The sequence below is a fragment of the Bradyrhizobium sp. HKCCYLRH2015 genome, assembly GCF_051168215.1.
In the GTDB taxonomy this organism is placed as follows: Bacteria; Pseudomonadota; Alphaproteobacteria; order Rhizobiales; family Xanthobacteraceae; genus Bradyrhizobium.
Genome location: NZ_JBNPUO010000001.1, coordinates 150,526 through 167,209 on the forward strand (window position 1 = coordinate 150,526; position 16,684 = coordinate 167,209).

Here is a 16,684-nt window from a genome sequence, read left to right on the forward strand (position 1 = left end):
AGGTGTCGAAATGCCCGTTCCAAGCAGCTTGTCCGATCGCCCCGACAACGACGCTGCCGTCCGTCACGACTGGACCCGGGACGAGGCCGAGGCGCTCTACGGCCTGCCATTTCCGGATCTGATGTTCCTGGCGCAGTCGGCGCATCGCCGGCAGTTCGATTCCACCCGCGTGGAGACCGCGAGCCTGCTCAGCATCAAGACCGGCGGCTGCCCGGAGGATTGCGGCTACTGCTCGCAGAGCGCGCATTACGACACCGGTCTCAAGGCGACGAAGCTGATGGATCGCGATGCGGTGGTCGCCACCGCACGGCGCGCGAAGGCAGCGGGAGCCGAGCGCTTCTGCATGGCCGCCGCCTGGCGCAGTCCCAAGGACCGCGACCTCGATCAGGTCTGCGACATGGTCAGCGCGGTGAAGGATCTGGGCATGGAGACCTGCGTGACTCTGGGCATGCTGACGCCGCCGCAGGCGCAGCGGCTGAGAGAGGCCGGGCTCGACTTCTACAACCACAATGTCGACACCTCGCCCGAGTTCTACGACCGTATCATCACCACGCGCACGCTGCAGGACCGCATCGATACGCTCGCGCATGTGCGCGAGGCCGGCATCAAGGTGTGCTGCGGCGGCATCATCGGCATGGGCGAGGAGATCGACGACCGGCTCGGCATGCTGGTGCTGCTCGCCAACCTCGCTGAGCATCCCGACAGCGTGCCGATCAACATGTGGAACGAGGTGAGGGGCGTGCCGGTCCACGAGACGGCCACGCGGCCCGATCCGATTGCGCTGGTGCGATTGATCGCGGTCGCGCGCATCCTGATGCCCCGGAGCGTGGTGCGGCTGTCGGCGGGCCGGCAATACATGAGCGACGAGCTGCAGAGCCTGTGCCTGCTCGCCGGCGCCAATTCGATCTTCATCGGCGACGTGCTGCTGACCACGGCCAATCCCCAGGCACAGCGCGACGCTGATCTGCTCGCGCGGCTCGGCATGACCTCGTCGCTGTCGGCGCGTCCGGTCGCACCGGCCGCTGCCAGCGAAAGCGCAGACGCATCGTCCCCGGCCTGATTCGAACCTCATCGCGAGTTCGGCGCGACCGCGCCCACGGAACTGCCTGGTCGTGCCGGTCCACGCCCGCGGCTGACCGAAACAGAGCGGAGCCATGTCCATGCTGTCCGACAGGTTGGCGATCTATTCCGACGGCCTGCAGAGACTCGCGGCCGATGACCGGTTGCGGCAGCTCACTCCACCGGCCGGTCTCGATTTCTCCTCCAACGACTATCTCGGACTGGCGCAGGCGCCACGCATCAAGCGCGCCGTCGCTGCGGCCATGGAGGCCGGCACGCCGGTCGGCGCCGGCGGCTCGCGCCTGCTGCGGGGCAATTGCGACGAGCACGAACGGCTCGAGGCCGAGGCCGCGCGCTTCTTCGGTGCCGAGCGCGCGCTGTTCTTCGGCTCCGGCTACATGGCGAACTTCGCCGTGCTCACCACGCTGCCGCAGCGCGACGACCTGCTGGTGCTCGATGCGCTCGTTCATGCCAGCACCCATGAGGGCGCGCGCGCCGGCCGCGCCGAGACGTGCCAGTTCATCCACAACAACGCGCAGTCGGCCGAGGACGCGATCCTGACCTGGCGCAGGGACGGCGGTGTCGGCCAGCCCTGGATCGTCGTCGAAAGCCTCTACAGCATGGACGGCGATCTCGCGCCGCTGGCGGATTTGATGGCGATCGCCGAGCGCCACGACGCCTTTCTGCTGATCGACGAGGCCCATGCGACCGGGGTCCACGGCGCGCAGGGCCGCGGTCTCGCCGCAGCCTATGAGGGACGCGAGAGCGTCGTCACCGTTCACACCTGCGGCAAGGCGTTGGGCGCGGCCGGCGCATTGGTCACCGCAAGCGGCGTGCTGTGCGACACGCTGATCAATCGCTGCCGGCCCTTCGTCTTCAGCACCGCGCCGTCGCCGCTGATGGCGGTGGCGGTGCTGGAGGCGCTTGCGATCTTGCGCGACGAGCCGGAGCGGCAGCAGCGGCTAGCGCAGCTCGTTGGCTTCGCCCATCGCGCGATCGACGCGCGCTTCGGTGAAAGCTGGTCGCCGTCGCAGATCATTCCCTGCGTGGTCGGCGACAATGCGCGCGCGATGAGCCTGGCTGCCGCGCTGCAGGCGCGAGGCTTCGACGTCCGCGGCATCCGGCCGCCGACGGTGCCGCCGGGCACGGCGCGGCTCAGGCTGTCGCTGACCTTGAATGTCGACGAAGCAGCAATTGCCATGCTGCTCGATGCGCTCGCCGACGAGATCGGGAGGCCGCGGGCATGACGCCACGCATCGTGGTCACCGGCACCGATACCGGGATCGGCAAGACGGTGTTCGCGGCCGGCCTCACGGCGCTGTTGGGGGCCTGCTATTGGAAACCGGTCCAGGCCGGCCTTGCCGAGGAGACGGACTCCTGCCGTGTCCAGCGGCTCGCCGAGCTTGGCGACGACCGCGTGCTGCCCGAAGCCTATCGTTTGCCGGAGCCGGCCTCGCCGCATCGCGCGGCCCGCCTCGCAGGCATCAGCATCGATCCGCTCAGCCTGCGTCCTCCGCAGTCCGTCGGCCGGCCTGTCGTGATCGAGGGGGCCGGCGGGGTCATGGTGCCGCTCGATTCCCAGACGCTCTATCTCGATGTCTTCGCGCGATGGCAATTGCCGGTCGTGCTCTGCGCGCGCACCAGCCTCGGCACCATCAATCACTCGCTGCTGTCGCTGGCGGCGCTGCGCAGCCGCCGCATCGGCGTGCTCGGCATCGCCTTCATCGGCGACGGCCATGCCGACAATGAGGAGACGATCTGCCGGCTCGGGGAGGTGAAGCGCTTGGGCCGGCTGCCCTGGATCACGCCGCTCACGGCGCGATCGCTGCAGTACGTGTTCGCCACGCAATTCCAGCGCAGGGATTTCGAACCATGATGCGCAAGGCAACCTCGCCAATCTGGCATCCCTTCACGCAGCATGCGCTCCAGCCCGAGATGACGCCGGTCGCGCGCGGCGAGGGCGCCTATCTCTTCACCGCCGACGGCCGGCGGATCATCGATGCGATCGCGTCGTGGTGGGTGGTCACGCACGGCCATTGCCATCCGCATATCGTGCGCGCGATCCAGGACCAGGCCGAGCGGCTGGATCAGGTGATCTTCGCCGGCCACAGCCATGAGCCGGCCGAGCAGGTTGCCGCCGGGCTGCTCGCGCTCGTGCCGCCGAGCCTTGCGCACGTGTTCTTCTCCGACAGTGGCGCCACCAGCGTCGAGGTCGCGCTGAAGATGGCGCTCGGCTATTTCAGGAACATCGGCGAGCCGCGCTCGCGCATCGTGGTGATGCAGCATTCCTATCACGGCGACACCATCGGCGCGATGTCGGTCGGCGCGCGCGGCGTGTTCAATGCCGCCTATGAGCCGCTGCTGTTCGACGTTATCGTCATCCCGTTTCCGTCGCAGGGCAGAGAACAGGCGACCTTGGACGCGCTCGCGGCGGTCTGCGAAAACGACCGGCCGGCCGCCTTCATCGTCGAGCCGCTGGTGCTCGGCGCCGGCGGCATGCTGATGTATCCGGCCGCGGTGTTGCGCGAGATGCACCGGATCTGCAAGGCGTTCGGCGTGCTGTTCATCGCCGACGAGGTCATGACCGGCTGGGGCCGCACCGGCACGCTGTTCGCCTGCGAGCAGGCGGACATCGCGCCCGACATCGCATGCTACGCCAAAGGACTGACCGGAGGCGCGATGCCGCTTGCGGTGACGCTGTGCAGTCCGGCGATCTACGAGGCGCACTATTCGACCGACCGCGCCCGCACGTTCTTTCACTCCAGCTCCTACACGGCCAATCCCATTGCCTGCGCGGCGGCCAGCGCCAATCTCGAGCTATGGCGGCAGCCGCAGACGCGGGCCCGGATCGCCGCCGTCGCGGCCGCGCAGCAGCGCTGCCTCGACCGCTTGCGTTACGACGAGCGAATTTCCGCGCTGCGGCGTTGCGGCACCATCACGGCGCTCGATCTCCATGCCGACGAGCCCGGCTACCTCGCCGAGGTCGGTCCCAGGCTGCAGGCCTTTTTCCGCGACAGCGACGTGCTGCTGCGTCCGCTCGGCCATACCATCTACGTCATGCCGCCATACTGCGTCACCTCTGGCGACCTCGAGGCGGTGTATGCCGTCATCGACGAGGCGGTCGACCACGTGCTCTGATGTCGCCGATGGACGAGTTCCAGCGCATGTTCGCCGGAGTGGGCTGCTATCAGCTGAGATGATCAGGAGGCCGGGCAGCTCAGTGCCCGGTCTCGGATTCGATCTACTTATTCAGCGCTGCTGACGAGACGGATGCGCGGCTCCGCCATCTCGATCAGGCTGCGATACGCCGCGAGATAGTCGAGCGCCATGCGGCGTGCGGTGAAGCGGCGTTCGAACTGCTCGCGCACGCGGGCGCGGCTCAGGCCGGACAGGCGACTGACCGCTGCGACCGCGCTAAGCTCGTCCTCGACGACGAAGCCGGTCACGCCGTCGTCGATCACCTCGGGAACCGAGCCGCGGTTGTAGGCGATCACGGGCGTGCCGCAGGCCATCGATTCGATCATCACCAGGCCGAACGGCTCCGGCCAATCGATCGGCAGCAACAGGCCGAGCGCGCCGGACAGGAATTCCGGTTTCTCGTGGTCGCCGATCTCCCCGATATAGTCGACCAAGGGATTGTCCTTGATCAGGGGATGGATCAGCTGGTCGTAGTAATCCTGGTCGGCGCGGTCGACCTTGGCGGCGATCTTCAGCGGAATCCCACAGCGCATCGCGATCTTGATGGCGCGGTCGACTCCCTTTTCCGGGGCGATGCGTCCGAGCACGGCCAGATAGCTCGGCGTCACAGGCTTGGGCATCAGCAGCCGTTCGGGAAGCCCATGCAGCACGGTGCGCACCCAGTTCGCATTCGGCACCGGTCGGCGCTGCGAGTCCGAGATCGAGACGACGGGAACATCCTTGAAGACCGAAAATACCGGCTGATGCTCCGGCAGGTCGAGCCGGCCGTGCAGGGTGGTGAGGAAGGGGGTGGGTTGCCGGTGGAACAGGGAGAACGGGTAGTAATCGAGATGGAAGTGCAGGATGTCGAACTGTTCGTCGTCGCATTGCTGCCGTACGTTTTCGAGCATCACCATGTGAAGCGCGTTCGGATCCCTTACCGAGCCGTCGAGGCGCAGAGCCTTCGGCCATGTCGGAGAGAGTTTCGCCGATGTCTGCGAATCGCCGCTGGCGAACAGGGTGACGTCGTGTCCGAGGGCCACGAGCTCCTCGGTCAACCAATGAACGACCCGCTCAGTGCCGCCGTAGAGCTTCGGAGGCACAGCCTCCGTCAATGGAGCTACCTGCGCAATGCGCATCTCGTCGTCTCCTATTCATGATCATGGATGAAGCCCCCTACCGAATGGCACCGGCACTGCCGAAGCGGGAACGTTGTCGCATGTGCGAAGTTCCCTTGCGCTGATCACTCTTTCTTCGACACAACGTGTTCCTCGCCGTCTCATTGATGCCATCCCTGATCCTCAACGCTGCTGCCGTCATTGTCGAAGGGCAGGGTTGCAGCGCGGCAGCGCAAGGAACCGGACAAACTGTTCATCGTTCAACTCGCCGCAACAGGTGTCGCAACGACGCGCTCATCTCAATGGGAAGATCATGGATCAGCTTTCAGGCTACGCGCACCGGCCCTTTCCTTTCGTGTTGCGCTATCTCATGAGGCGCCCTGCAGCGCATCTCATTATTCTGCTGTCCGTCGTCGGTGCAGTTGCCTGCTCGGTGGGCACGCAATATGGTGTGAAGTCGCTGGTCGACGCGCTCTCCTCCGGGCCGTCGCGTGACAGCAATGTCTGGACCGCGTTCGTGCTGCTGATGGCGCTGATTGCGACCGACAACATTCTCTGGCGCGTCGCGAGCTGGATCGCGAGCTCCACCTTCGTGCGCGTGACCGGAGATCTTCGGCGCGACATCTTCCGTCATCTCACTGGGCATGCGCCGAGCTATTTCGGCGATCGCCTGCCGGGAATGTTGTCGAGCCGGATCACGGCCACGTCGAACGCGGTGTTCACCGTCGAGAACATGTTCATGTGGAACGTGCTGCCGCCATGCCTCGCCACGGTCGCGGCCATCTGCCTGATCGGAACCGTGAGCGGCCCGATGGCGATCGGCCTGCTGCTGATCGCGGCCATGATGGTGGTGGCGATGTTCCGTCTGGCCGCCGCCGGCAAGCCGCTGCACGACGATTTCGCCGACAAGGCTGCGATGGTCGACGGCGAGATGGTCGACGTGATCTCGAACATGCCGCTGGTGCGCGCCTTCTGCGGCCTGCGCCACGAGCACGACCGGTTCGACGCGACCATCGACAGGGAGCTCGAGGCGCGGGGGCGCAGTCTCCGCTACCTCGAGAAGCTGCGCATTCTGCACGCCACGGTGACGATCGTGCTGACGGTCGCGCTCATGGCCTGGGCGATTTCGCTGTGGCAGCGGGGCGGGGCGACGACCGGCGACGTCGTGCTGGTCTGCACGCTCGGCCTTTGCATTCTCAACGCGACGCGCGATCTCGCGGTCGCGCTGGTCGACGTCACCCAGCATGTGGCGCGCATGAGCGAGGCGATCGCGACCCTGTTGCAGCCGCACGAGCTGCGCGATCACCCCGAGGCCGAGCCGCTGGCCAAGAGCGGCGCGGCGATCGCGTTCGACAACATCACCTTCCACTATCCGGGCGGCCACAAGCTGTTCGAGAATTTCACGCTGCGGCTGCAGCCCGGCCAGCGCGTCGGCCTGGTCGGTCAGTCCGGCGGCGGCAAGTCGAGCCTGTTCACGCTGCTGCAACGGTTCTATGATCCGCAAGCCGGCCACATCACGATCGACGGCCAGGACATCGCCAAGGTCACCCAGCAGAGCCTGCGCGAGGCGATCTCGGTGGTGCCGCAGGACATCTCGCTGTTCCATCGCTCCATCCTGGAAAACATCCGCTACGGACGTCCGAGTGCGACCGACGACGAGGTGTTGCGGGCGGCGATCGCGGCGCGTTGCGACTTCGTCGAGACGCTGCCGGAGGGGTTGCAGACGATGGTCGGGGATCGCGGCGTCAAGCTGTCGGGCGGACAGCGCCAGCGCATCGCGATCGCGCGGGCCTTCCTCAAGGACGCGCCGATCCTGCTGCTCGACGAGGCGACGGCAGCGCTCGACAGCGAGTCCGAGGAGGCCATCCGTGAGGCGTTGAGCCGCCTGATGCGCGGCCGCACCGTCATCGCGATCGCGCACCGCCTCGCGACCTTGCGGAATTTTGACCGCGTGGTGGTGCTGAAATCGGGCAGGATCATCGAGGACGGCGCGCCCGACCGGCTGATGCAGGACGAGGGCCCGTATCGGGACCTCGTGACCCAGGAGATGAACCGGCTCGCCAAGTTCGCCGCCTGATCGTTGCGTCGGATCGCGTCGAGAACGTGCACTCTCGGTTGTCCGGGCACTTCAATATCGCATGAGGCCAACATGTCCGCCGAAGTCGCAAGCACACTGTCGTTGATCACCCGGACGGACGAGCCTGCCGAGCAGCCGTTCTACATTCCCATGACGGGGCCGGCGGCACGGCCGCGGCGCTCGCTCAAGCATGACGATACGTTCATCGTCCTCGACGGCCATGGCGACATCGGCGCCTCGGCCGGCGGACCGGACGGTCTCTTCAACGCCGATACGCGCTATCTCGCGCGCCTCGAATTGACGCTGGACGACGTTCAGCCCCTGCTGCTCGGCTCGAGCCTGCGTGACGACAACTCCGCGCTGACCGTCGATCTCACCAATCCCGACATCTACAGCCAGGGCCGCCTGGTGCTGCCGAAGGACATGCTGCACATCGTGCGGACGATCTTTCTCTGGCATGGCACGGCCTATCAGCGCATCGGGCTGCAGAACCATGGTGATCGCCACGCCAGCTTCGATCTCAAGCTCACGTTCGACAACGATTTCGCCGACCTGTTCGAGGTGCGGGGCTCGGTGCGGCCCCGCCGCGGGGTCGGCTCGAGCCGGCTGGTCGATCCAGGCGAGGTCGTGCTTCACTATCGTGGGCTGGACAATGTCACACGCACCACGGATATGAGCTTCGATCCGCGTCCGACCAGTCTCACCACCAATGTCGCGACCTATCATTTCGATCTTGCGCCGCAGGAATCTGCGTCCCTGTTCGTGGCCGTGATGTGCAACGCCAAGGCCGGCGAGCGGCCGGGGCGCTTCTTTCGGAGCCTGCTCGCCCATCGGCGCGAGATGCGCCGCTGCACGCACGGCGCCACCACCATCGAGACCTCCAACGACATCCTCAACGAGGTGCTGTGCCAGGCGGCGGCCGACCTCAACATCCTGATGACCGACACGCCGGAAGGACGTTATCCCTATGCCGGCATTCCCTGGTACTCGACGACGTTCGGCCGCGACGGGCTGATCACGGCGATGCAGATGCTGTGGGTCGATCCGCGCATCGCCCGCGGCGTGCTGCGCCGGCTCGCCGTGCATCAGGCGCGCACGACCGATCCGCTGGCCGATGCCGAGCCCGGCAAGATCCTGCACGAGATGCGCGGCGGCGAGATGGCGGCGCTGCGCGAGGTGCCGTTCGCCTGCTACTACGGCAGCGTCGACTCCACCCCGCTGTTCGTGCTGCTCGCCGGCCTCTACATCGAGCGCACCGGCGACATCGACACCCTGCGCGAGCTTTGGCCGGCGATCGAGCTGGCGTTGCGCTGGATCGACGGACCCGGCGATCCCGATCGCGACGGCTTCGTCGAATATCAGCGCGCCTCCGAGCAGGGCCTCGCCAACCAGGGCTGGAAGGATTCCTACGACGCGGTGTTCCATGCCGACGGCCGCCTCGCGGAAGGTTACATCGCGCTTGCGGAGGTGCAGGGCTATGTCTTTGCCGGCAAGCAGCTGGCGGCGCGTTGCGCCCGTCGGCTCGGCAAGGCCGAGATGGCGGACCGGCTCCAGGCCGAGGCCGCCCGTCTCGCGGAACGGTTCGAGGACGCCTTCTGGTGCGAGGATCTGAACACCTATGCGCTGGCGCTCGACGGCCACAAGCAGCCGTGCCGGGTGCGGACGTCCAACGCGGGGCAGCTCCTGTTCAGCGGCATGGTGCGCGAGGACCGCGCCCGCAAGCTCGCCGCTGACCTGCTGCGGCCGCATTTCTTCTCGGGCTGGGGCATCCGCACCGTGGCGTGCGGCGAAGCGCGCTACAATCCGATGTCCTATCACGACGGATCGATCTGGCCGCATGACAACGCGCTGATTGCGCTCGGCCTGTCGCGCTATGGCCTCAAGCATGCGGTTGAGCAGGTGTTCGGCGGCCTGTTCGAAGCGGCGTCCTACATGGATCTGCGCCGGCTGCCGGAGCTGTTCTGCGGCTTCCGGCGGGAGAAGCATCGCGGCCCGACGCTCTATCCGGTGGCCTGCGCGCCGCAGGCCTGGGCCAGCGCGACGCCGTTCACCTTGCTCGAAGCGGCCCTCGGACTCGAGTTCGACGCCGAGCGCGGCCAGATCCGTCTGCGCAATCCGCGGCTGCCGCCTTTCCTCGACTGGGTTGTGCTGCGCGATCTCCGGCTCGGCAGCTCGACGATCGACCTGCGCATTCGCCGCCACGGCGAGGATATCTCGATGGAGGTGCTGCGGCGGCGCGGTCAGATCCAGGTCTCGCTGGTGCTGGCGCAATGATGACGCTGAAACACACTCTTCGCCGGGCTGCTCGCAGTTGCCTCGTCATGCTGCCGCTGCTGATCGGTCCGTATGCAGGCGATGGGCATGCGCAGCAGCCGTCGCCGACACCGACTGCCAGGGACGCAGCGGCGCCCGCAAAGGAGCCGGCACCGCCGCCCTCGGTCACGATCCTCGGCGCGCGCGATGCGCATGGCGTGCTCGGCCGCGACGTGCGCAGCTCGACCGGCGAGGACATGGGCCACATCGTCGATGTCATCGTCGATCCCACCGGGACGGTGCGCGCCGCGGTGATCGATTTCGGCGGCTTCCTCGGCGTCGGCAGCCGCAAGATCGTGGTCGACTGGACCGCGCTCGACTTCAAGCACATCGCGGAGAAGAGCGACCAGGTCACGCTCGACCTTACCAAGGAGCAGGTGAAGGCCGCGCCCGAATACAAGGAGGACAAGCCCGTCGTCGTGCTCGGCGCGTCCGGAAAGCTGTCACCCTGGGATTTCGATCATTGAGTTGATGCGTGAGATTGCCGGTCCGGCCTGCGCGTGCAGCGGAACACGGTGGGGGATGTTCTGTCCCGTCAGCCTCATGAGTTGAGAATAGAAAGCCATGCCGATTGCACGGCCGTCGAGATCACCTGACCGGGAGCCCGAGCCTGACGGCGCGGCAGAGGCGGGCGCGCGTCCGGATGCAGGGCAGGATCATGGCCCGACGATTGCGAGACCTGCGCCGTCGCGGCAGAGCCTGCGCGGGCTGGACTGGTTCATCTTCTTCCTGGCCGATGTGCAGACCGGCTTCGGTCCCTTCATCGCGGTCTATCTGACGACGCAGAAATGGACGCAGGCCCAGATCGGCCTGGTGCTGTCGATCGGCGGCATCGTCGGGCTGATCGGGCAGATGCCGGGCGGCGCGATCATCGATGCGGCCCGGTCCGAGCGCCGCGTCGCCGGTCTGGCCATCGCGACCATCGGCTGCTGCGCGCTCGCCTATGCCGCTTGGCCGATCTTTCCCGTGGTCGCGGGTGCCGCGACGCTGCATGCGGCGGCGAGCTGCGTGCTCGGACCTGCGATCGCGGCGATCAGCCTCGGCCTGGTCGGGCCGCGCGGCATGGCGGAGCGGCTCGGCCGCAATGCGCGGTTCGCGTCGCTCGGCAACGGCGTGGCTGCGGCCGTGATGGGCACCTGCGGCTATCTGCTGTCCAGCCGCGCCGTGTTCCTGGTCACCTTCATTCTCGCCTTTCCGACGCTGATCGCGCTGTCGCGCATCCGCGAGCGCGAGATCGACGTCGCGCGGGCGCACGGCCAGGCCGATCACGAGGACAAGGAGGTCGCGCGGCTGTCGAACCTGCTCGGCCTGCTGCGCCAGCGCGCGCTGCTCGTCTTCGCGCTCGGCGTGTTCCTGCTGCAGCTCGCCAATGCGGCGATGCTGCCGCTGATGGCCGGCGTGGTGACGACGAAATCGAGCGAGTGGGCGCCGATGCTGATCGCGTTCTGCATCGTGGTGCCGCAGGCGATCGTGGCGCTGACCTCGCCTTCGGTCGGCGCGGTCGCGCAGCAATGGGGCCGCAGGCCGCTGCTGATGCTGGGGTTTGCCGCGCTCGCGACGCGCGGCGCGCTGTTCGCGGTCGTGCACGATCCCTACGTGCTGGTGGCGGTGCAGATCTTCGACGGTGTCACGGCGGCCGTGTTCGCCGTCATGATTCCGCTGACGGTGGCCGACGTCGCCTTCGGCAGCGGACATTTCAATCTGGCGCAGGGAATCGTCGGGACGGCATCCGGGATCGGGGGATCGCTGTCCACCGTGGTCGCCGGCTTCGCCAGCGACCGCTACGGCAGCGCCACTGCATTCATGGGTCTGTCAGGCGTGGCGCTGACAGGTCTTCTCTTGATCGCGCTCTTGATGCCGGAGACCGGGCAGCGCGTGCGCAGGGCATGAACGGGCAGGGCGCCTCAGGCGTCCATGCTGCGCAGGCGCTGGCGGTTGCGCAGCACGATCTGGCGGGCACCGGAGAAGCCGAGAACGCCCTGGCTGTGCAACTGCGACAGCGCACGCGACACGGTCTCCAGGGTCAGGCCGAGATAGTCGCCGATATCGCGGCGGCACATCGGCAGCGCCATCATGCCGGCGACGGCGAGGCGGCGGTCCATCTCGAGCAGGAAGGTCGCGACGCGCTCCATCGCGGTCTTGCGGCCCAGCAGCAGCATGTGGTCCTCGGCATGGCGGAGATCGCCGGCCGTCATGGTCCAGAGCTTGCGGGCGACCGCGACGTCGACACCTGCGGCCTGTTCGAGGCTGCGGCGCTTCACCAGGCGCACGGTGGTGTCGATGATGGCTTCGGCGGCGAGACGGTGCATCGAGCCGAATTCGAGGCCGAAAACGTCACCGGGAAGATGGAAGGCGCCGATCTGGCGGCGGCCGTCGGAGAGCAGCTTGTAGCTGCGAACGGCGCCGGAGATCACCTGGTAGACGTACTCGGCCGGCTCGTCCTCGCCATAGATCTCCTCGTCCTTCTTGTAGGAGAACTCGCTGGCGATCAGCCCGGCATGACCGGTGATCTCGGCAAAGGGATTGGCGGCAGGAGAAGGGACGACAGCAGAGGGGACGGCGTGGGGGGCGTTGGTGGTGACGACCGGGTGGGTAATCGACTGATTGAGCATGACCATCTCCTTGCGGCGGATGGCGATGTGGTACATTGCGGCTCCCGTTAAGGACATTTCGGCCGTTATCTTAAGGGGGGTCCCTTACGTAGATGTACGTAGGCCGGCCGGGTCAGACGACGCGCTGGGCGGTACCCGAATGGTCGTTGGCGATCGCCTTGCGGATCCGCTTCACCAGGTTGTCGTCGAGCAGCGGCTTGAGCAGGAAATCCTGGATTCCGACGGCCGCCGCACGCGCCGCAAGCCGGTCATCGTAATGGCCGGTGATCAGCACCACCGGAGCGGTGGCTCCCTGCTGACGCAACCGTTCGGCGAGCTCGACCCCGTTGATCTCCGGCATCTTGTAGTCGACCACGAAGCAGTCGACGGTCGCATGGTCGGACGCCTTGAGCAGCGCGGTGCCGCTGCGAAACGTGCGCACGTCGAAGCCGTCGGCCTCCAGCAGAAAGCGCAGCGAGCCGAGGACATCAGCATCGTCGTCGGCCACGTAGACCGTGAGTTTTGTGTGAGCCGACATCGCACGTGCCGCGAGAATGTGATGTTGAACCGAGGCACAACATAACACTCGATTCTGTCAAGGTAGCTTGATCTAGCTCAATCCTTCAGCGCGCCTGCGCGCATCGCCAGACGCACCAGCTCGGAGAGGCTGTTCGCTCCCATCTTGGTCATCACGTTGGCCCTGTAGACCTCGATGGTGCGCGGGCTGATGTCGTATTCGCGCGCGATCAGCTTGTTGGAGAGGCCGGCCATCAGCCCATCCATCACTTGGCGCTCCCGGGGGCTCAGGCTGGCGACGCGCGCCAGGATGTCCTGCGTGACCGATTCGTTCTTCGCGGCTGGCTCGGCCTGCTGGATTGCCGTTTCGATCATGGCGACCAGTCGCTCGTCCTCGAACGGCTTCTCCAGAAAATCGATCGCGCCGAGCTTCATCGCTTCGACCGCGAGCGGCACATCGCCATGGCCGGTCATCACCAGGATCGGAAAGCTGCTGCCGGCGGCCTTCATGCGCTTGAGCAGCTCGATGCCATCGATGCCGGGCATCCGCACGTCCGAGACGACGCAGCCGAAAGGGAGCATCGGCAGTCGGCCGAGGAAGACCTCCGCGTTCTCGAACAGCGTGACGTCAAAGCCTGATGAATCGAGCAGGAAGTTCAGCGAGTCCCGCATCGCCTCGTCGTCGTCGATCACATAGACCTTGGCCTGTTCAGCCATCGTGCTCAACCTTGGTTGGGGCAGCCGGCAGGGTGAAGCGGAACGTCGCGCCGCCCGCTTCGTTGTTCTCGGCCCACATGCGCCCGCCATGGGCCTCGATGATGGACCGGCTGATCGAGAGGCCGACTCCCATTCCGGTGTCCTTGGTGGTGAAGAAGGTCTTGAAGAGGTTGGGCATGACGTCGTCGTGGAATCCCGTTCCGGTATCGGACACCGCAACCTCGATCAAGTCGTCGCTGATCTTGCGATTCGTCGCACTGAGCTCGCGGCGTGCGGAATGAGACATCGCCTCGAGCCCATTGCGGAACAGATTGACCAGGACCTGCTGAATCTGGACCCGGTCGGCGAGCACGAGATCGGCATCCGGATTGAGTTGGAAGCGCAGCTGGACGTTCTGCTCGCGGGCGCCGGAAAGGCCGAGCGCGCCGGCTTCCTCGATCAGCTTCGACAGGCTCTCGACCCGCTTCTCCGATTCGCCGCGCGAGACGAAGTCGCGCAGACGGCGGATGATCTGGCCGGCGCGAATCGCCTGCTCGGCGGCGCGCTCCATCGCGCTCTCGATCTTGGGCGTGTTCGGATCGCTGCTGCCGGCCAGCAGCCGGCGCGAGCCTTTCATGTAATTGCTGATCGCGGCGAGCGGCTGGTTCAGCTCATGGGCCAGCGCCGAGGCCATCTCGCCCATGGCGCTGAGGCGCGACACGTGGACCAGCTCCGACTGCAGTTCGCGCAGCCGTGCCTGGGTCTGCTGATGCTCGGTGAGATCATGGGCGAAGCCGGTGAAATAGGGCTTGCCGCCGGACTGCATCTCGCCGATCGACAGATGCATCGGGAACGTCGTGCCGTCGCGGCGGCGGCCGGTCACGATGCGGCCGATGCCGATGATACGGCGCTCGCGGCTGGCATGGTAGCGGGTGAGGTAGCCGGCATGGCGCGAGCGGTCCGGCTCGGGCATCAATTCGCTGACGTCGAGGCCGACCGCTTCTGCCTCGGTGAGGCCGAACATCCGCTCCGCCGCGGAGCTGAAGAACTGGATCGTGCCGTTGCCGTCGATCACGATCATCGCGTCCGGCACGGTGTCCAGGATCGAGCGGAAATGCTGCTCGCGCAGCCGCAGCGTCTCCTCCAGCCGCTTCTCCTGGTCGATGTCGAGGGCGATGCCGCGCAGATGATGCGGCGTGCCGGCCTCGTCGGCGACCACGCCGGCGAGCACGCGAATCCAGTGCCCGCCGCCGGACACCTTGAACGACATGTCGAATCCGGTGCTCCGATGGCGCGAATCCTCGATCGCCGCCTCGACCGGCGCGCGATCCTCGGGCGCGAGCAGCGCCAGGAAGGAGCCGTAGGTCACCGGCTGATCGGCCGCCACGCCGAACAGCTTCCGCGTCGTCACCGACCAGTAGAACTCGCCCGAGGCCAGATCGAGATCCCACGCGCCGAAGCCCAGCCTCCGAGCGTCCTCGGGAGCGTCCTCGGGCCTGGCGGATGCATCCGGGAAGGGGTGGGTGAAGTCGCGCAATTCGAAGCCTTTGATCGATTCGCCGTTATCCGATTCGCCGTTACCGCCGCAGCCGGGAGGCCGACCACCGCGGTATCTTATACCAGATTGCGCCGTTGCAACCCGGGCCGACTTAAACTTTGGTTCGACAATTCAAGGCTTTCTCCGATCCTGGGTCGGGTTGCAACGGTGTCCTGCCGTCCATGCTCCCGCGCCGCACCTTGATCTATCTCATCACGGCAGGCGATTTCACCTCTAAGAGTTGCATGGAAGCAATGTTTGGAGAGGCGGGATGACGTTCGCGACTGTCATGGTGAGCCTTGCGCTCAGTCAGCCGAATGAGGCCCGCCTTCGGGTCGCGGCCGACCTGGCGGCGCGCTTTGACGCAGCTGTCATCGGCGTTGCGGCCGCGGAATTCGCGCCGCCGCTGTACTTCACGACCGGCGAGCAGGCGCAGGATCTGATCGAGCAGGGTGAGGCCGCGCTGCGGAATCGACTGGCCGAGCTCGAGCAGGAGTTCCGCACCGCAGTGGGTGACCGGGCTGCGTCGTTGAGCTGGCGCAGCGCCGTGGATTTCCCCGCGCGCTACGTGCTGGCGCAGGCCCGTGCCGCCGACATTCTCGTCACCGGCGGCGTGCCGCCCGGGGTGTCCGATGCGTTCGCGGTGGCCAATCCCAAGGATCTTGTCATGCAGGCCGGGCGCCCGCTGCTCGTGGTGCCGGACAACGTCAGCAGCCTCGATCTCGGGACCGTGCTGGTGGCCTGGAAGGAGACACCGGAGGCGCGCCGCGCTTTGGCCGATGCCCTGCCGCTGCTCGCCGGGGCGAGCGGCGTCGTGGTCGCCGAGATCCCGGAGAACACCTCGGAATATGACGCCTGCGAGGCGCGTCTTGCGGACGTTGTCGCATGGCTCGGCCGTCACAAGATCGTCGCATCGGCGCGCATCGCGGAACCGGGGCCGGGGCGCAACGTTGCGGCTACGCTCGACGCCGTCGCCGCCGATGTTTCGGCCGGTCTCGTCGTGGCGGGCGCCTATGGCCATTCCCGATTCCGCGAGCTCGTGCTCGGCGGGGTCACCGAGCATCTGATGACGCGCAGCGAGCGTTGCGTTCTGCTGTCGCACTGAAATTCGACCCGCTTCATTCGAGAACAGGATTGCCGCCTTGTACAGATTTCTCGAGGAAACCGCCGGCAACTACATGACGCGGAACGTCACGACCGTGACCCGGGAGACGACGATCCGCGAGCTCGGCGAGATGTTCGACCGCGACGATTTCAACACCTACCCCGTCGTCGAGAACGACGAGGTGATCGGCATCGTCACCAAGTTCGACGTGCTGAAATGCTTTGCCTTCACGCCAAATCAGATGCTGCCGCGCTATACGGACCTGATGAACCGGACGGTCGCCGACGTGATGACGTCCGAGTTCATCTATGTCAGGCCGGATACGAAGCTGACGCGCGTGCTGCAACTGATGGTCGAGCATCGTATCCGCAGCCTGCCCGTGACCGACGGCGACAACAGGGTCGTAGGGATCGTCGCCCGCGAGGATATCGTCAGGGCTCTGGCCGCCGCCGCCAAGGAATGATCGCGAGGACCTGATCTGAAGACCTGATCTCA

Annotated in this window: 15 protein-coding genes; 10 read left to right on the plus strand and 5 right to left on the minus strand. The window is 66.5% G+C overall.

What is annotated here, in order from left to right; all coding sequences use genetic code 11:
* The first annotated feature begins 10 nt into the window (after nt 1-10).
* From bioB to ACQR1H_RS00680, 4 genes are all read left to right on the plus strand, one after another.
* Nucleotides 11-1,060: a biotin synthase BioB gene (gene bioB / locus ACQR1H_RS00665; RefSeq protein ID WP_434906968.1), complete on the plus strand. Its 1,050-nt coding sequence runs from the start codon at nt 11-13 to the stop codon at nt 1,058-1,060.
* A gap of 100 nt (nt 1,061-1,160) precedes the next feature.
* Nucleotides 1,161-2,306, plus strand: a complete 1,146-nt coding sequence (locus ACQR1H_RS00670; protein WP_434907173.1) for an 8-amino-7-oxononanoate synthase — start codon at nt 1,161-1,163, stop codon at nt 2,304-2,306.
* The gene (bioD, locus tag ACQR1H_RS00675; RefSeq protein WP_434896002.1) at nt 2,303-2,935 is read left to right on the plus strand and encodes a dethiobiotin synthase; all 633 of its coding nucleotides are present in this window, start codon (nt 2,303-2,305) and stop codon (nt 2,933-2,935) included. The genes ACQR1H_RS00670 and bioD overlap by 4 nt, the downstream gene beginning before the upstream one ends.
* Entirely contained in the window at nt 2,932-4,197 is a 1,266-nt protein-coding gene (locus tag ACQR1H_RS00680; protein ID WP_434906969.1) for an adenosylmethionine--8-amino-7-oxononanoate transaminase, read from the plus strand. The genes bioD and ACQR1H_RS00680 overlap by 4 nt, the downstream gene beginning before the upstream one ends.
* A gap of 107 nt (nt 4,198-4,304) precedes the next feature.
* On the opposite strand, the gene ACQR1H_RS00685 is transcribed toward ACQR1H_RS00680, so the two are convergent.
* Nucleotides 4,305-5,375 carry a glycosyltransferase family 4 protein gene (locus ACQR1H_RS00685; protein WP_316218359.1) on the minus strand — a complete coding sequence of 357 codons (1,071 nt, stop codon included), beginning with the start codon at nt 5,373-5,375 and terminating at the stop codon, nt 4,305-4,307.
* A gap of 292 nt (nt 5,376-5,667) precedes the next feature.
* Between ACQR1H_RS00685 and ACQR1H_RS00690 the strand changes: the two genes are divergently transcribed.
* From ACQR1H_RS00690 to ACQR1H_RS00705, 4 genes are all read left to right on the plus strand, one after another.
* On the plus strand, nt 5,668-7,431 hold the full coding sequence (locus ACQR1H_RS00690; protein ID WP_434906970.1) for an ABC transporter ATP-binding protein: 1,764 nt from the start codon (nt 5,668-5,670) through the stop codon (nt 7,429-7,431).
* A gap of 72 nt (nt 7,432-7,503) precedes the next feature.
* Nucleotides 7,504-9,705, plus strand: coding sequence for an amylo-alpha-1,6-glucosidase (locus ACQR1H_RS00695; protein ID WP_316183538.1), 2,202 nt, complete (start codon nt 7,504-7,506; stop codon nt 9,703-9,705).
* A gap of 47 nt (nt 9,706-9,752) precedes the next feature.
* A complete protein-coding gene (locus ACQR1H_RS00700; protein ID WP_316183539.1) occupies nt 9,753-10,211 on the plus strand; it encodes a PRC-barrel domain-containing protein in 459 nt (152 codons plus the stop codon).
* Nucleotides 10,212-10,308: 97 nt separating this feature from the next.
* Nucleotides 10,309-11,634 (plus strand): MFS transporter, encoded by a 1,326-nt coding sequence (locus ACQR1H_RS00705; RefSeq protein WP_434839720.1) that lies wholly within the window; start codon nt 10,309-10,311, stop codon nt 11,632-11,634.
* Between the two features lie 14 nt (nt 11,635-11,648).
* On the opposite strand, the gene ACQR1H_RS00710 is transcribed toward ACQR1H_RS00705, so the two are convergent.
* The 4 genes from ACQR1H_RS00710 to fixL all read right to left on the minus strand — a co-directional run bounded on the left by ACQR1H_RS00710 (nt 11,649) and on the right by fixL (nt 15,084).
* Nucleotides 11,649-12,356: a helix-turn-helix domain-containing protein gene (locus ACQR1H_RS00710; RefSeq protein ID WP_315802551.1), complete on the minus strand. Its 708-nt coding sequence runs from the start codon at nt 12,354-12,356 to the stop codon at nt 11,649-11,651.
* 112 nt (nt 12,357-12,468) lie between these two features.
* A complete protein-coding gene (locus ACQR1H_RS00715) occupies nt 12,469-12,873 on the minus strand; it encodes a response regulator (protein WP_316183541.1) in 405 nt (134 codons plus the stop codon).
* Between the two features lie 77 nt (nt 12,874-12,950).
* Nucleotides 12,951-13,568 (minus strand): response regulator FixJ, encoded by a 618-nt coding sequence (gene fixJ / locus ACQR1H_RS00720; protein WP_315802492.1) that lies wholly within the window; start codon nt 13,566-13,568, stop codon nt 12,951-12,953.
* Nucleotides 13,561-15,084 (minus strand): sensor protein FixL, encoded by a 1,524-nt coding sequence (gene fixL / locus ACQR1H_RS00725; RefSeq protein ID WP_434873663.1) that lies wholly within the window; start codon nt 15,082-15,084, stop codon nt 13,561-13,563. Before fixL ends, fixJ begins: the two co-directional genes overlap by 8 nt.
* A gap of 271 nt (nt 15,085-15,355) precedes the next feature.
* On the opposite strand from fixL, the gene ACQR1H_RS00730 reads away from it, so the two are divergent.
* Both ACQR1H_RS00730 and ACQR1H_RS00735 read left to right on the plus strand, forming a co-directional pair.
* The gene (locus ACQR1H_RS00730) at nt 15,356-16,189 is read left to right on the plus strand and encodes a universal stress protein (protein WP_434906971.1); all 834 of its coding nucleotides are present in this window, start codon (nt 15,356-15,358) and stop codon (nt 16,187-16,189) included.
* A gap of 37 nt (nt 16,190-16,226) precedes the next feature.
* Complete coding sequence (locus tag ACQR1H_RS00735) at nt 16,227-16,652, plus strand: CBS domain-containing protein (protein ID WP_315802494.1); 426 nt, start codon at nt 16,227-16,229, stop codon at nt 16,650-16,652.
* Nucleotides 16,653-16,684 lie beyond the last annotated feature (32 nt).

Bases quoted from the DNA above. Each gene is read 5' to 3' on its own strand.
- ACQR1H_RS00730 (WP_434906971.1), top strand. From the start codon at position 15,356: ATGACGTTCGCGACTGTCATGGTGAGCCTTGCGCTCAGTCAGCCGAAT.
- bioD (WP_434896002.1), top strand. From the start codon at position 2,303: ATGACGCCACGCATCGTGGTCACCGGCACCGATACCGGGATCGGCAAG.
- ACQR1H_RS00715 (WP_316183541.1), bottom strand. From the start codon at position 12,873: ATGTCGGCTCACACAAAACTCACGGTCTACGTGGCCGACGACGATGCT.
- fixJ (WP_315802492.1), bottom strand. From the start codon at position 13,568: ATGGCTGAACAGGCCAAGGTCTATGTGATCGACGACGACGAGGCGATG.
- ACQR1H_RS00710 (WP_315802551.1), bottom strand. From the start codon at position 12,356: ATGCTCAATCAGTCGATTACCCACCCGGTCGTCACCACCAACGCCCCC.
- ACQR1H_RS00705 (WP_434839720.1), top strand. From the start codon at position 10,309: ATGCCGATTGCACGGCCGTCGAGATCACCTGACCGGGAGCCCGAGCCT.
- ACQR1H_RS00700 (WP_316183539.1), top strand. From the start codon at position 9,753: ATGCTGCCGCTGCTGATCGGTCCGTATGCAGGCGATGGGCATGCGCAG.
- ACQR1H_RS00695 (WP_316183538.1), top strand. From the start codon at position 7,504: ATGTCCGCCGAAGTCGCAAGCACACTGTCGTTGATCACCCGGACGGAC.
- ACQR1H_RS00690 (WP_434906970.1), top strand. From the start codon at position 5,668: ATGGATCAGCTTTCAGGCTACGCGCACCGGCCCTTTCCTTTCGTGTTG.
- ACQR1H_RS00670 (WP_434907173.1), top strand. From the start codon at position 1,161: ATGCTGTCCGACAGGTTGGCGATCTATTCCGACGGCCTGCAGAGACTC.
- bioB (WP_434906968.1), top strand. From the start codon at position 11: ATGCCCGTTCCAAGCAGCTTGTCCGATCGCCCCGACAACGACGCTGCC.
- ACQR1H_RS00685 (WP_316218359.1), bottom strand. From the start codon at position 5,375: ATGCGCATTGCGCAGGTAGCTCCATTGACGGAGGCTGTGCCTCCGAAG.
- ACQR1H_RS00680 (WP_434906969.1), top strand. From the start codon at position 2,932: ATGATGCGCAAGGCAACCTCGCCAATCTGGCATCCCTTCACGCAGCAT.